Here is a 14,717-nt window from a genome sequence, read left to right as displayed (position 1 = left end):
ACCGATGACTACCCAATATGGCTTTTTTATTGACTCCGCTCGTTGCACCGGTTGTAAAACCTGCGAGCTGGCGTGTAAAGATTACAAAGACTTAACCCCGGACGTCAGCTTCCGCCGTATTTATGAATACGCAGGCGGTGACTGGCAGGAAGACAACGGCGTCTGGAACCAGAACGTCTTTGCTTACTACCTGTCCATCGCCTGTAACCACTGTGAAGACCCGGCCTGTACCAAAGTGTGCCCAAGCGGCGCGATGCACAAACGCGAAGACGGTTTTGTGGTCGTCAACGAAGATGTGTGCATCGGCTGTCGCTACTGTCACATGGCCTGCCCGTACGGCGCACCGCAGTACAACGAAGCCAAAGGTCACATGACCAAATGTGACGGCTGCCACGAGCGTGTGGCGGAAGGTAAGAAACCGATTTGTGTGGAATCCTGCCCGCTGCGCGCGCTGGACTTTGGCCCAATCGAAGAGCTGCGTCAGAAGCACGGTACGCTGGCGGCGGTGGCACCACTGCCGTCCGCACACTTCACGAAACCAAGCATTGTGATTAAACCTAACGCCAATGCACGTCCGTGCGGCGATACCACTGGCTATCTGGCCAATCCGAAGGAGGTGTAAGATGGGAAGTGGATGGCATGAATGGCCGTTGATGATCTTCACGGTCTTTGGGCAGTGCGTAGCAGGTGGGTTTATCGTCCTGGCACTGGCATTGCTCAAGGGGCAACTCCCTCGAGAACAGCAGCAGCGCGTGGTGCTGAGCATGTTTGCGCTGTGGGTGTTGATGGGCATTGGTTTTATCGCCTCAACGCTGCACCTCGGTTCGCCAATGCGCGCCTTTAACTCGCTGAACCGCGTGGGAGCTTCCTCGCTCAGTAACGAAATTGCCAGCGGTGCAATCTTCTTTGCGGTCGGCGGCATTGGCTGGCTGCTGGCGATCACCAACAAACTCTCCTGCGCGCTGCGCAGCGTGTGGCTGGTGGTGACGATGGTACTGGGCGTGGTGTTTGTCTGGATGATGGTGCGTGTCTATAACACCATCGATACCGTGCCAACCTGGTACACCATCTGGACGCCGCTGAGCTTCTTCCTGACGCTGTTTATCGGCGGCCCGCTGCTGGGTTACCTGCTGCTGCGCTGGGCAGGCGTTGAAGGCTGGGGCATGCGTCTGCTGCCGGTTATCAGCCTTGCTGCGCTGGTGGTGAGTGTGATTGTCACCACGATGCAGGGCGTTGAGCTGGCTTCCATTCAGAGCTCAATCCAGCAAGCTTCCGCGCTGGTGCCTGATTACGGCTCGCTGATGGCGTGGCGTATCGTGGCAATCGCCCTGGCGCTGGTCTGCTGGGTTGCTCCGCAGCTCAAAGGCTATCAACCCGCGTTACCGTTGCTGAGCCTGGCGTTTGTGCTGGTGTTGGTCGGTGAGATGATTGGCCGTGGCGTATTCTACGGTCTGCATATGACCGTCGGTATGGCGGTCGCCAGCTAAGCAAAATAAGCTGCCAGGGCAGGCTTGCCCTGGCACTTTTTGTCCATGAATTTTTTCGACTGAACCCTCATTCGGCTATTCTGCTATTTTTCAATTAAAACAATCTAATAAGTAAACTTAACCGCGGCTTATCGTTGCGTTGAATAAGAAACGTCAATCGTTGAGCCAGAAAGCCTTCTGCTGTTGAAATCAGGTGGATTGACAATGTTTTTGGCAGTGGCATGATGCGCACGAAATCTGTCTATCCTCACGGTTTTGAACCCATGACCACCTATACTCGCCCAGTGCTATTGCTGCTCTGCGGCCTACTGTTATTGACGCTGGCGATCGCGGTATTAAACACGCTCGTCCCGCTCTGGCTCGCCCATGAAAATCTGCCTACCTGGCAGGTGGGAGTGGTGAGTTCGTCCTATTTTACCGGCAACCTGGTTGGCACCATGCTCACCGGGCGGCTGATTAAGCGTCTTGGTTTTAATTACAGTTACTACATCGCCTCGCTGATTTTTGCCGCGGGCTGCGTGGGGCTAGGCTTTATGGTGGGCTTCTGGAGCTGGATGTTCTGGCGCTTTATCGCGGGCGTTGGCTGCGCCATGATTTGGGTGGTGGTCGAGAGCGCGCTGATGTGCAGCGGCACGTCACGTAACCGCGGTCGCCTGTTGGCGGCCTATATGATGATGTATTACATCGGGACCGTGCTGGGCCAGGTTATCGTCAGCAGATTGCCGACGGATATGGCAACCATTCTTCCGCTGATGACCGGCGTGGTGCTGGCAGGCATTTTACCGCTGCTGTTTACCCGCATTGTGAACCAGAAAGACGAAGCGCAGGATGAAAGTGCGCGCGTTTGGCCAATGTTCAAACTGCGTCAGGCTCGTCTGGGGGTTAATGGCTGCATTATTTCCGGGATTGTCCTGGGCTCGCTTTATGGCCTGATGCCGCTGTACCTGAACCACCGTGGCGTCAGCGATTCCGGTATTGGATTCTGGATGGCGGTGATGGTCAGCGCGGGGATCCTCGGTCAGTGGCCGATTGGCCGGTTGGCAGACCGCTATGGGCGCCTGATGGTGCTGCGTGTTCAGGTCTTTGTGGTCATTATTGGCTGCTTAGGTATGTTGAGCCAGGCTGCAATGGCACCAGCGCTGTTTATTCTCGGCGCAGCGGGCTTCACGTTGTATCCGGTGGCAATGGCCTGGGCCTGCGAGAAGGTGGAACATCATCAACTCGTCTCGATGAACCAGGCGCTGCTGCTGAGCTATACCATCGGCAGCCTGGTGGGACCATCGTTGACGGCAATGCTGATGCAAAGTTATTCCGACAACCTCTTGTTCATCATGATTGCTGGGGTATCGTTTGTATATCTGATGATGCTGCTGCGCAAAGCCGGACATCATCCTACCCCGGTGGCTCACGCCTGATCCTGCTGACGCCTTATGAAAACATGACGCGTCATTCTTTCCTGCATCGCTATACTAAGGTTTGCCACGTCGCTTTCGCGTAGGTGGGGGGCGAGCTTATATTCTTCTGACTTCCAGACAATAAACCCGATTAAATGTGCGAGATGTTGTAATTTTGCACGCTCGCGTTACCTATTTTGGATTAGTGCTCGCATAATCATCCGTCGATAAAAATCGCATTCGCGAACAATAACATTCAAGGAACGGAGTTTATGGCAGGCGAACAAGAAAAGCAGCTGCGGTGGTATAACATCGCGCTGATGTCGTTTATTACGGTTTGGGGTTTCGGCAACGTCGTCAATAACTACGCCAACCAGGGGTTGGTAGTTGTCTTCTCGTGGCTGTTTATCTTCGCACTCTATTTCACACCTTACGCGCTTATCGTCGGCCAGCTTGGTTCGACCTTTAAGGATGGGAAGGGGGGCGTTAGCACCTGGATTAAAAATACGATGGGGCCGGGGCTGGCGTATCTGGCTGCCTGGACCTACTGGGTTGTCCACATTCCTTATCTGGCGCAGAAGCCGCAGGCCATTCTGATTGCGCTGGGCTGGGCAATAAAGGGAAACGGTTCGCTTATCACCGAGTATGGCGTGGTGGCGCTTCAGGGCTTTACGCTGGCGCTTTTCGTCTTCTTCATGTGGGTGGCATCCCGAGGGATGAAATCGCTGAAGCTGGTAGGGTCGATTGCCGGGATCGCCATGTTCGTGATGTCGCTGTTGTACGTGGTGATGGCGGTGACGGCACCGGCTATCACCGAGGTGAAAATCGCCACCACCAATATTACCTGGCAAACCTTTATTCCGCATTTTGACTTCACCTATATCACCACCATTTCGATGCTGGTGTTCGCGGTGGGCGGGGCTGAAAAGATCTCACCGTACGTCAATAACACCCGTAACCCGGGAAAAGAGTTTCCGCGCGGAATGATCTTTCTGGCGGTCATGGTTGCCGTGTGCGCGATCCTCGGTTCACTGGCAATGGGAATGATGTTCGACTCTAACCATATTCCTGACGATCTGATGGCTAACGGCCAGTATTATGCTTTCCAGAAACTGGGGGGCTATTACCACATGGGCAACTCTCTGATGGTGATCTATGCCATTGCGAACACGCTGGGGCAGGTTGCCGCGCTGGTGTTCTCCATCGATGCGCCGCTAAAGGTGCTGCTGAGTGATGCCGACAGCCGTTATATCCCGCAGAAGCTCTGTAAAACTAACGCTTCAGGCACACCGGTGAACGGGTATCTGTTGACGCTGGTGCTGGTCGCATTGCTGATTATGTTACCGACGCTGGGTATTGGTGATATGAACAATCTCTACAAATGGCTGCTCAATCTCAACTCTGTGGTGATGCCGCTGCGCTATCTGTGGGTGTTCGTCGCGTTTATCGCGGTAATTCGTCTGGGGCAGAAATATCAGTCGGAGTATGTCTTTATCCGTAATCGTTCGTTGGCGATGACGGTTGGCGTATGGTGCTTCTTGTTTACCGCGTTTGCCTGTCTGACCGGCATTTTCCCGAAAATGACCGCCTTTACGCCGGAGTGGGCATTCCAGCTATCGCTTAACGTGGCCACGCCGTTTGTGCTGGTGGGGTTAGGGCTGATCTTCCCACTGTTGGCGCGCAAAAAGCGCTAAAAGAAAACCCGGCATAAAGCCGGGTTTAAAATCGGTAGCCCGGCCGAGCGCAAGCGACGCCGGGATGAGCAGGGGAGTTAGTACATCACCTTATGACCATACTGCTCGAGGATGCCTTTCACGCGCTCCATGGTCTCTTTCTTCGGTGGGTGTACGCCGTCCAGCTTGTACTCTTCACCCATCGCTACCCACTTGTGTTTCCCCAGCTCGTGATAAGGCAGCAGTTCGATTTTTTCAACGTTGCCCATATCGCGGGTAAACTCGCCGAGACGATGCGCGGAGTCGTCGTCGTCTGACCAGCCTGGTACCACGACGTAGCGGATCCAGACGTTGATGTTTTTCTTCGACAGATACTGAGCAAACTCCAGCGTACGATGGTTGGAGACGCCAACCAGGTTCTGGTGAATGTCGTCGTTCATCTGCTTAAGATCGAGCATCACCAGGTCAGTCACTTCCAGCAGTTCATCAATGACCGGATCATAACGACGGACGAAACCGTTGGTGTCAAGACAGGTATGAATCCCTTCTTTGTGGCAAGCGCGGAACCAGTCACGCACAAACTCGGCCTGCAGAATAGCTTCACCGCCGGACGCGGTCACACCGCCGCCGGATGCGTTCATAAAGTGGCGGTAGGTCACCACTTCTTTCATCAGCTCTTCAACGGTGATCTCTTTACCGCCGTGGGTGTCCCAGGTATCACGGTTGTGGCAATACAGGCAGCGCATCAGGCAGCCCTGGAAGAAGGTAATAAAACGGATGCCTGGGCCATCAACGGTGCCACAGGACTCAAAGGAGTGAATACGACCAATTACAGACATTGCGGTGTTATCTCCAGTTCTTCCCAGCTTTACAGCCAGGTTTGCGAGCACGGTTATAAAGCCGCGTCGAGTTTATTTTGCTTGTTAACTTCAGTATAGAAGTCAGCAAGCAAAATCCACTCAGCGAGTGTCGATTATAAGAAAGGCCCCACCGAGGTGGAGCCTTCATTTTACGCGTTTTTAATCGCGATTTCAGTCAAATCTATTAGATAGATTGAGTGAAAGTACGGGTAATAACGTCCTGCTGCTGTTCTTTAGTCAGGGAGTTAAAACGTACTGCGTAGCCAGATACACGGATGGTCAGCTGCGGATATTTTTCCGGGTTTTCCATCGCGTCGAGCAGCATTTCGCGGTTCATTACGTTAACGTTCAGGTGCTGACCGCCTTCGATAGACGCTTCGTGGTGGAAGTAACCGTCCATCAGACCAGCCAGGTTGGTTTTACGAACGTCGTCGTCTTTACCCAGAGCGTTAGGAACGATAGAGAAGGTGTAAGAGATACCATCTTTAGCGTAAGCAAACGGCAGTTTAGCAACGGAAGTCAGAGAGGCAACAGCACCTTTCTGGTCACGACCGTGCATTGGGTTAGCACCTGGGCCGAATGGAGCGCCAGCGCGACGACCGTCTGGGGTGTTACCGGTTTTCTTACCATAAACCACGTTAGAGGTGATGGTCAGAACAGACTGAGTCGGGATAGCGTTACGGTAAGTAGTCAGTTTCTGAATTTTCTTCATGAAACGTTCTACCAGGTCAACCGCCATGTCATCGACGCGAGCGTCGTTGTTACCAAACTGCGGATATTCGCCTTCGATTTCGAAGTCAACAGCCAGACCGTTTTCATCACGAATCGGTTTAACTTTCGCATATTTGATTGCAGACAGGGAGTCAGCAGCAACGGACAGACCAGCGATACCACACGCCATGGTGCGGATAACGTCACGGTCGTGCAGCGCCATCAGAGAGGCTTCGTAGCTGTACTTGTCGTGCATGTAGTGGATGACGTTCAGCGCGGTGACGTACTGTTTAGCCAGCCAATCCATGAAGTGGTCCATACGATCCATAACTTCGTCGTAGTTCAGAACGTCGCCTTTCATTGGCTCAGTTTTAGGACCAACCTGCATTTTCAGTTTTTCATCAACGCCGCCGTTGATTGCGTACAGCATGGTTTTCGCCAGGTTTGCACGTGCGCCGAAGAACTGCATTTGTTTACCAACGATCATTGGGCTTACGCAGCAAGCGATAGCGTAGTCATCGTTGTTAAAGTCAGGACGCATCAGGTCATCGTTCTCGTACTGCAGAGAAGAGGTGTCGATGGACACTTTAGCGGCATATTTTTTGAACGCCAGTGGCAGTTTCTCAGACCACAGAACGGTGATGTTCGGCTCTGGAGAAGGACCCATGGTGTACAGGGTGTTCAGGAAGCGGAAGCTGTTTTTGGTAACCAGAGTACGGCCATCAACGCCCATACCTGCGATAGATTCAGTCGCCCAGATTGGGTCACCGGAGAACAGTTCATCATACTCAGGGGTACGCAGGAAGCGAACCATACGCAGTTTCATGACCAGGTGGTCAATCATTTCCTGAGCGTCTTGCTCAGTGATTTTGCCTGCTTTCAGGTCACGTTCGATGTAGATATCCAGGAAGCTGGAAGTACGACCGAAGGACATTGCCGCGCCGTTCTGGGATTTAACCGCAGCCAGGTAGCCGAAGTAAGTCCACTGGATAGCTTCCTGAGCGTTGGTAGCCGGACCAGAGATGTCGTAGCCGTATTTAGCAGCCATCTCTTTGATCTGACCCAGCGCACGGTGCTGTTCAGAGATTTCTTCACGCAGACGGATAGTCGCTTCCAGGTTCACACCGTTTTCCAGGTCAGACTGGAGGGAGGAGAACTGAGCGAATTTATCTTTCATCAGGTAGTCGATACCGTAAACGGCGATACGACGGTAGTCACCGATGATACGACCACGGCCGTAGGCGTCTGGCAGACCGGTCAGAACACCGGATTTACGGCAGCGCAGGATGTCCGGAGTATAAACGTCGAACACGCCCTGGTTGTGCGTTTTACGGTATTCGGTGAAGATTTTCTTGATCATCGGGTCCAGCTCGCGGTCATACGCTTTGCAGGAACCTTCGATCATTTTGATGCCACCGAACGGGATAAGAGCACGTTTCAGTGGAGCTTCAGTCTGCAGACCAACGATTTTTTCCAGCGACTTGTTAATGTAACCAGCGTCGTGGGAAGTGATGGTTGAAGCTACGGCGGTGTCAAAGTCAACTGGCGCGTGGGTGCGGTTTTCCAGTTTAACGCCTTCCATTACGCTATCCCACAGCTTGGTGGTCGCGTCAGTTGCGCCAGCCAGGAAGGATTCGTCACCTTCATATGGGGTGTAGTTTTTCTGGATGAAGTCACGTAAGTTTACTTCATTCTGCCAATCACCTTTGGTAAAACCTTCCCAGGCTGCGGCTAACTTTTCATTAAGTTCGGACATGTAACACCTACCTTCTTAAGTGGACTTTTTATTTACTGCCTGGAGCAATCGTCAATTAATGACGGTCACCGCCACGCAGGTAAATGACCCAGTATGTCAACCCAACCAGCAAACCGCCGCCGATGATATTCCCGATAGTCACGGGAATCAGGTTATCGGTGATGAAGTGCATCACGGTCAGGTGAGAGAAACTTTCCGGAGTAGAACCGATAGCGGTCCAGAATTCCGGGCTAGCAAAATCGCGTATTACGATACCCATCGGGATCATAAACATGTTTGCGATACTGTGCTCAAAACCGCTGGCAACGAACATGGCAACCGGTAAAACCATAATCATGGCTTTATCCATCAGGCTGCGACCAGAGTAGCTCATCCACACTGCCAGACAGACCATCAGGTTCGCCAGGATGCCGAGAGCAACGGCTTCGATAAATGTATGGTGCATTTTGTGGTCAGCAGTTTGCAGGACGTTGAGCCCCCATCCGCCGTTGGCCGTCATGTACTCGCCGGAAAGCCACATTAGCAACACGAAAAGCAGTGCACCAATCAGGTTACCAACATAGACGTTGAGCCAGTTTTTTGCCAATTGACCCCATGTGATGCGGCCGCTGGCTTTCGCCACAACAATCAGCACGGTAGAGGTAAAGAGGTCTGCGCCACAAATCACGCAAAGAATTAAGCCTAAGGAGAAACAAATACCACCAATGAGTTTCGCGATGCCGAATGGCATACCTGCGGTACCCGTGGTTGCGGTAATGTAAAAAACAAAAGCAATCGAGATAAAGACGCCCGCAGTAATCGCCAGATAAAAGGTTTTCAGCGGATGCTTGGTTGCTTTATAGACACCTGCTTCTTCGGCAACTTTAGCCATCGCAGCAGGAAGGAGTAGATCAAAAGGGTTGTCAGCTTTCACACTAACTCTCTCTTTTTATTTAATCGGCGACGAGATACTAACAAAGCATTATAGATGAGAATTTGATATAGATCATATCTCGCCTGGCTTATAGGCCTGAAGAACGAATGGTTTTTCAACGATCTCAGGGTAATTTATTGAATCTAATGATAAAAATAAATTTTAAGATTTGCAAATTCAGTTGAATTTTTTCTTTACCCTTCATTTTATTAGTTAATTAAAATGGAGTAATGATTGTGCAAATTAACAATAAATGTAAGCTACTAAATATTGCGTTTACTTATGTTTAACTTTATTTTCACAGATCTACGAAGCGAAGCGTGGAAATAAAAAAAGGGGCCAATATTTGGCCCCGTAATATAGCGTAGACTGTACGTTAAACCTACTTTTTCTGCGGGAAATATCCTACTTTGCCCAGAAAGCCGCTTTAGCGCGCTGGAGCTTCTCGTAGGCCTGCAGAAGCGACTGATGCGCAGGGAAGGCTTCCAGGGAGCCATCAGCAGGCTGCAGGCCATAGAAGGCCTCTTCACCGCTCAGCGCCGCGCTGGCCGCTTCTACGGCATCTGCGCCGTACATACGGACGAACGCGTTCAGGTACTGCAGAGGTTCACGTTCTTCTTCCTGAGACAGCAGCAGCAGCGTTTGCAGACAACGGTAGTAGTTAGCACGCTCAGCACTGAATACAGAAGCATTGAACTCCATGGTCCACTCGGTCCAGATCAGCGCCTGCTCAAGGTCACCGCCCGCCAGTGCCAGCATGGCTTTCAGTTCGCCAACGCGCAGAGTCGACCAGCCGTTATTTGGACCGGTTGCCAGACCTAGAAGTTCGCGTACGCGGGTGAAATCGTCCAGACCTTCGTCATCCATCTGTTCGATGAGATTCAGATACGCTTCTTTTTCCCACTCGCTGCCCGGCAGGGAGAGAATGGTGTCGCGCAGGTGGCTGCCCATATTGTTGTTAGCGAGCCACAGATCTTCCGCTGGATAAATATCGGACATGCCAGGCACGATGATGCGGCAAGCGTAAACGCTCAGGTGCTCATAGTCGGCGATGTACACTTCTTTGTCTTCTTCATTGAAGATAGCCATCAGGGTGGCGAACTCTTCTTCGGTCGTGCCTGAGAAGTTCCAGTCTGCAAACGGGTAGTCCGCATCCTGCTTAAACATATCCCAGGAGATCAGACCGCTGGAGTCGATGAAGTGGGTTTCGAGGTTGGTATGTTCAGCGACTTCTTCGTCATCGAAGGTAGGTGGAGTGAACACGTCGAGATCTTTCAGACCGCGGCCCTGCAGCAGCTCGGTCACCGTACGCTCAAGCGCAACGCCGAAATCAGGGTGCGCGCCGAAGGACGCGAAACAGGTACCGTTGGCTGGGTTGAACAGCACGACGCAGATAACCGGGTATTTACCGCCCAGAGAACCGTCGTAAGCGAAGATTGGGAAACCTTCCGCTTCCAGCGTTTTGATGGACTCAACGACGCCAGGGTAACGCGCCAGCACCTCGGCCGGGATTTCCGGCAGGCTGATGCTTTCCGCGATGATGCGGTTTTTCACGTAACGTTCGAAGACTTCAGACAGCCCCTGTACGCGGGCTTCATTACGGGTATTACCCGCAGACATGCCGTTAGAAACGTACAGGTTAGCCACGATGTTCATCGGGATATAGATAGTTTCGCCGTCGGACTGGCGGGTAAACGGCAGGCCGCATACGCCGCGATCGTCGTTGCCGGACTGCAGGTCGACCAGCATGCTGGCGGTTAACTGATCGTCAGGATCGTAAAACGCACGCAGGCGAGCATCGAGCAGGCCTTCAGGCACTTCATCGTCGTCGGTCAGCGGGAACCATTTTTCGTTCGGGTAGTGGACGAACGGATCGTTAGCAATTTTGTCGCCCAGCCAGAAGTCGGCGAAGAAATAGTTGGTGGAGAGACGTTCGAAGTACTCACCCAGCGCGGAGGCCAGTGCGGCTTTTTTGGTCGCGCCTTTACCGTTGGTAAAGCACAGAGAGCATGCCTTATCACGAATATGCACCGACCAGACGTTAGGAACTGGGTTCAGCCAGGAGGCTTCTTCAATGTCGAAGCCCAGATCGAACAGCTTTTGCTGGAAGCGAGCGATGGAATCTTCCAGTGCGGCATCTTTGCCGGGAATATAGGTTTGCGTCATAGCAATCTCTTTTGTCGTACGGAAAGCGCGCAATGATACGGGGTTTGCATGACAATCGCTATACACTTCCATCTGCAATTGCAAATAGCGAAATAGACCATTTTGTTTCGTCAAGTCGATAGATTCTGTTGTGTGATTTTCCACGCATTTTTGCCCCGTGCGGGATTATCCATTGCGGGCTGTGTCACTGAATGATAAAACCAATAGCCACAGGAATAACTTATGCCCACGCGTTGATGACGCGCGAGGCATGCGGTCAGACAACATTGCAATGTGGTGAGGGTTATGGCTCAGGTTTTTAATTTCAGTTCAGGTCCGGCAATGCTTCCGGCAGATGTCCTTAAACTGGCGCAAAAAGAACTTTGCGACTGGAACGGATTAGGTACGTCGGTAATGGAAGTTAGCCACCGCGGTAAAGAATTTATCCACGTGGCAGAGGAAGCAGAAAAAGATTTCCGCGACCTGCTTAACATCCCTTCCAACTACAAAGTGTTGTTCTGTCACGGTGGTGGTCGCGGTCAGTTCGCGGGCGTACCGCTGAATATTCTCGGCGACAAAACCACGGCTGATTACGTCGATGCCGGCTACTGGGCGGCAAGTGCGGTTAAAGAAGCCAAAAAATACTGCAACCCGAACGTTATTGACGCCAAAATCACCGTAGAAGGTAAACGCGCGGTCAAACCGATGCGCGACTGGCAGCTCTCTGATAACACGGCTTATCTGCACTATTGCCCGAACGAAACCATCGACGGTATTGCCATCGAAGAGACACCAGACTTCGGTAAAGACGTGATTGTTGCTGCCGACTTCTCCTCAACCATCCTTTCACGTCCGATTGATGTGAGCCGTTATGGCGTTATCTACGCTGGCGCGCAGAAAAATATCGGTCCAGCGGGCTTAACGCTGGTTATCGTACGTGAAGATCTGCTGGGTAAAGCGCACGTTGCCTGCCCATCAATCCTCGACTATACCGTGCTGAACGATAACGACTCGATGTTCAACACGCCGCCGACCTTCGCCTGGTATCTGGCAGGTCTGGTCTTCAAATGGCTGAAAGAGCAGGGTGGCGTTGCCGCTATGGATCGTATCAATCAGCAGAAGGCCGATCTTCTGTATAACACCATTGATGGCAGTGATTTCTATCGTAACGATGTGGCAAGCGCCAACCGTTCGCGTATGAACGTACCGTTCCAGCTCGCGGATAGCGCGCTGGACAAACTGTTCCTTGAAGAGTCCTTTGCAGCGGGTCTGCATGCGCTGAAAGGCCACCGCGTGGTGGGCGGGATGCGTGCTTCTATCTACAATGCCATGCCGCTGGCCGGCGTACAGACGCTGACGGAATTCATGCAGGACTTCGAGCGCCGCCACGGTTAATCTGGTTTTTTATTCATCCCCACGGCTAGCTCGTGGGGGTTTTTACTTCTGTTTTTGAGAGTTGAGTTTCATGGAATCCCTGACGTTACAACCTATCGCGCGCGTCGATGGCACGATCAATTTGCCCGGTTCTAAAAGCGTTTCGAACCGTGCTTTGCTGCTGGCGGCTTTAGCGCGTGGCACGACCGTTCTGACTAACCTGCTGGACAGCGATGATGTCCGCCACATGCTGAACGCGTTGAAGGCGCTGGGAATTCAATACACCCTGTCTGACGATCGCACCCGTTGTGAAGTGACCGGTAACGCAGGCCCGCTTCAGACCTCCAACGAACTAGAGTTGTTCCTCGGCAATGCCGGTACCGCGATGCGTCCGCTGGCGGCAGCGCTGTGCCTCGGTAAAAACAACATCGTCCTGACCGGCGAACCGCGCATGAAAGAGCGCCCGATTGGCCACCTGGTTGATGCTCTGCGTCAGGGCGGCGCGCAGATTGAGTACCTGGAGCAGGAAAACTATCCACCGCTGCGCCTGAAAGGTGGTTTTATCGGCGGTAGCGTTGAGGTAGACGGTAGCGTCTCAAGCCAGTTCTTAACTGCGTTGCTGATGACGGCACCGCTGGCGCCGCAGGATACGACTATCACCATTAAAGGTGACCTGGTTTCCAAACCGTATATCGACATCACGCTGCACCTGATGAAAACGTTTGGTGTTGAAGTGGAAAACCAGGACTATCAGCACTTTGTCGTGCGCGGTGGGCAGCAGTACGTTTCCCCGGGTCAGTATCTGGTCGAAGGTGATGCCTCGTCCGCGTCATATTTCCTGGCTGCCGGTGCGATTAAAGGTGGAACCGTGAAGGTGACCGGTATTGGTCGCTACAGCGTGCAGGGTGATATTCGCTTTGCCGATGTTCTGGAAAAAATGGGCGCAACCATTACCTGGGGCGACGATTTTATCGCCTGTACCCGTGGCGAATTAAACGCCATTGATATGGATATGAACCATATTCCTGATGCGGCGATGACTATCGCGACGGCAGCGCTGTTCGCGAAAGGAACAACCACGCTTCGCAATATCTACAACTGGCGTGTGAAAGAGACTGACCGTCTGTTCGCGATGGCAACCGAGCTGCGTAAAGTGGGCGCGGAAGTGGAAGAGGGTGAAGACTACATTCGCATTACCCCACCTGCTACGCTGAACTTTGCTGAAATCGGGACCTACAACGATCACCGTATGGCGATGTGTTTCTCGCTGGTGGCGCTGTCGGATACGCCTGTCACCATTCTTGACCCGAAATGCACGGCGAAAACCTTCCCGGACTATTTCGAGCAGTTGGCGCGTATCAGTACGTTTGCCTGAAAGTGATTTGCCTGGACAAACGCCGGCGTAACGTCGGCGTTTTTCGTTCATCGCGATAGCAAAAAGTAAATCCACGTCAGTTTTCAGCCTCTCCTGTCGTCAGGCCTCTATACTTATCTATTCTCCTGTCATTCATGGGGCTAATTCTGGAATTCGCAGACAAAGGTAACCGTCTGGCCCAGAGATGCGTATAATGCGCGGCGTTTACGTTGTATATGCCTTTTATTAAGGAGAAAGAGATGACGGCAATTGCCCCGGTAATTACCATTGACGGCCCAAGCGGCGCAGGTAAAGGCACACTGTGCAAAGCAATGGCAGAAGCATTGCAATGGCATTTGCTGGACTCAGGCGCAATCTATCGCGTTCTGGCCTTAGCGGCGTTGCATCACCATGTGGATGTCGCCTCAGAAGATGCGTTAGTTCCGCTGGCAGTGCATCTGGACGTGCGTTTTGTATCAACTGACGGCGCGCTCGAGGTCATTCTGGAAGGCGAAGACGTTAGCGGTGAAATCCGCACTCAGGAAGTGGCTAATGCGGCTTCACAGGTTGCGGCGTTCCCGCGTGTGCGTGAAGCGCTTTTGCGCCGCCAGCGTGGCTTTCGTGAAGCGCCTGGCCTGATTGCCGATGGCCGTGATATGGGCACCGTGGTGTTCCCGGACGCGCCTGTTAAGATTTTCCTTGATGCCTCTTCGGAAGAACGTGCGAACCGCCGCATGCTACAGTTGCAGGAAAAGGGCTTTAGTGTTAACTTTGAGCGCCTTTTGGCAGAGATAAAGGAGCGTGATGACCGCGATCGTAATCGTGCTGTTGCGCCACTGGTTCCTGCCGCCGATGCTTTAGTGTTGGACTCCACCACCTTAAGCATTGAGCAAGTAATTGAAAAAGCGTTAGACTATGCGCGCCAGAAATTGGCACTCGCGTAAAACGCGACCGAATTTTTTGTAGTACCCCCGCTGCAATGGATTGTGAGCGGGTATGTGAAACAACCCCATCCGGCATGAAGCCAGGTGGACGTTAAATCTAACTCTG

The 14,717-nt window shown here is 52.6% G+C and carries 11 protein-coding genes; 7 read left to right on the top strand and 4 right to left on the bottom strand.

Annotated features, from left to right (window positions below):
• Positions 1–4: 4 nt before the first annotated feature.
• The 4 genes from MY052_RS15865 (at position 5) to MY052_RS15850 (ending at position 4,575) form a co-directional block, all read left to right on the top strand.
• Positions 5–622, top strand: a complete 618-nt coding sequence (locus MY052_RS15865; RefSeq protein WP_035892446.1) for a DMSO/selenate family reductase complex B subunit — start codon at positions 5–7, stop codon at positions 620–622.
• 1 nt (position 623) lies between these two features.
• Positions 624–1,487: a dimethyl sulfoxide reductase anchor subunit family protein gene (locus MY052_RS15860; protein WP_248537390.1), complete on the top strand. Its 864-nt coding sequence runs from the start codon at positions 624–626 to the stop codon at positions 1,485–1,487.
• A gap of 263 nt (positions 1,488–1,750) precedes the next feature.
• A complete protein-coding gene (locus tag MY052_RS15855; protein ID WP_202216140.1) occupies positions 1,751–2,902 on the top strand; it encodes an MFS transporter in 1,152 nt (383 codons plus the stop codon).
• Positions 2,903–3,153: 251 nt separating this feature from the next.
• Complete coding sequence (locus MY052_RS15850) at positions 3,154–4,575, top strand: APC family permease (RefSeq protein WP_035892444.1); 1,422 nt, start codon at positions 3,154–3,156, stop codon at positions 4,573–4,575.
• A gap of 77 nt (positions 4,576–4,652) precedes the next feature.
• Here the strand turns inward: MY052_RS15850 and pflA are convergent, their stop codons facing one another.
• The 4 genes from pflA to ycaO form a co-directional block, all read right to left on the bottom strand.
• The gene (gene pflA / locus MY052_RS15845; protein ID WP_035892443.1) at positions 4,653–5,393 is read right to left on the bottom strand and encodes a pyruvate formate lyase 1-activating protein; all 741 of its coding nucleotides are present in this window, start codon (positions 5,391–5,393) and stop codon (positions 4,653–4,655) included.
• Positions 5,394–5,598: 205 nt separating this feature from the next.
• Complete coding sequence (gene pflB, locus MY052_RS15840) at positions 5,599–7,881, bottom strand: formate C-acetyltransferase (RefSeq protein ID WP_035892442.1); 2,283 nt, start codon at positions 7,879–7,881, stop codon at positions 5,599–5,601.
• 55 nt (positions 7,882–7,936) lie between these two features.
• Positions 7,937–8,794 (bottom strand): formate transporter FocA, encoded by an 858-nt coding sequence (gene focA, locus MY052_RS15835; RefSeq protein ID WP_035892441.1) that lies wholly within the window; start codon positions 8,792–8,794, stop codon positions 7,937–7,939.
• Positions 8,795–9,199: 405 nt separating this feature from the next.
• Entirely contained in the window at positions 9,200–10,960 is a 1,761-nt protein-coding gene (gene ycaO / locus MY052_RS15830; RefSeq protein WP_248537389.1) for a 30S ribosomal protein S12 methylthiotransferase accessory factor YcaO, read from the bottom strand.
• A gap of 285 nt (positions 10,961–11,245) precedes the next feature.
• Here ycaO and serC point away from each other — a divergent pair, with 285 nt between their 5' ends.
• The 3 genes from serC (at position 11,246) to cmk (ending at position 14,611) form a co-directional block, all read left to right on the top strand.
• The gene (serC, locus tag MY052_RS15825) at positions 11,246–12,334 is read left to right on the top strand and encodes a 3-phosphoserine/phosphohydroxythreonine transaminase (RefSeq protein WP_248537388.1); all 1,089 of its coding nucleotides are present in this window, start codon (positions 11,246–11,248) and stop codon (positions 12,332–12,334) included.
• Positions 12,335–12,404: 70 nt separating this feature from the next.
• The gene (gene aroA / locus MY052_RS15820) at positions 12,405–13,688 is read left to right on the top strand and encodes a 3-phosphoshikimate 1-carboxyvinyltransferase (RefSeq protein ID WP_248537387.1); all 1,284 of its coding nucleotides are present in this window, start codon (positions 12,405–12,407) and stop codon (positions 13,686–13,688) included.
• A gap of 239 nt (positions 13,689–13,927) precedes the next feature.
• Positions 13,928–14,611, top strand: coding sequence for a (d)CMP kinase (gene cmk / locus MY052_RS15815; RefSeq protein ID WP_035892437.1), 684 nt, complete (start codon positions 13,928–13,930; stop codon positions 14,609–14,611).
• The last annotated feature ends 106 nt before the right edge of the window (positions 14,612–14,717 follow it).

This window comes from Kluyvera ascorbata (genome assembly GCF_023195735.1).
GTDB lineage: Bacteria > Pseudomonadota > Gammaproteobacteria > Enterobacterales > Enterobacteriaceae > Kluyvera > Kluyvera ascorbata.
The sequence above is the reverse complement of the archived record's forward strand: the minus strand, read 5'-3'. Positions and strand labels throughout refer to the sequence as shown.

Excerpts from the sequence above, each read along its gene's own strand:
- MY052_RS15850 (WP_035892444.1), top strand. The coding sequence starts at position 3,154 with ATGGCAGGCGAACAAGAAAAGCAGCTGCGGTGGTATAACATCGCGCTG.
- pflB (WP_035892442.1), bottom strand. The coding sequence starts at position 7,881 with ATGTCCGAACTTAATGAAAAGTTAGCCGCAGCCTGGGAAGGTTTTACC.
- ycaO (WP_248537389.1), bottom strand. The coding sequence starts at position 10,960 with ATGACGCAAACCTATATTCCCGGCAAAGATGCCGCACTGGAAGATTCC.
- MY052_RS15860 (WP_248537390.1), top strand. The coding sequence starts at position 624 with ATGGGAAGTGGATGGCATGAATGGCCGTTGATGATCTTCACGGTCTTT.
- cmk (WP_035892437.1), top strand. The coding sequence starts at position 13,928 with ATGACGGCAATTGCCCCGGTAATTACCATTGACGGCCCAAGCGGCGCA.
- MY052_RS15855 (WP_202216140.1), top strand. The coding sequence starts at position 1,751 with ATGACCACCTATACTCGCCCAGTGCTATTGCTGCTCTGCGGCCTACTG.
- pflA (WP_035892443.1), bottom strand. The coding sequence starts at position 5,393 with ATGTCTGTAATTGGTCGTATTCACTCCTTTGAGTCCTGTGGCACCGTT.
- serC (WP_248537388.1), top strand. The coding sequence starts at position 11,246 with ATGGCTCAGGTTTTTAATTTCAGTTCAGGTCCGGCAATGCTTCCGGCA.
- MY052_RS15865 (WP_035892446.1), top strand. The coding sequence starts at position 5 with ATGACTACCCAATATGGCTTTTTTATTGACTCCGCTCGTTGCACCGGT.
- aroA (WP_248537387.1), top strand. The coding sequence starts at position 12,405 with ATGGAATCCCTGACGTTACAACCTATCGCGCGCGTCGATGGCACGATC.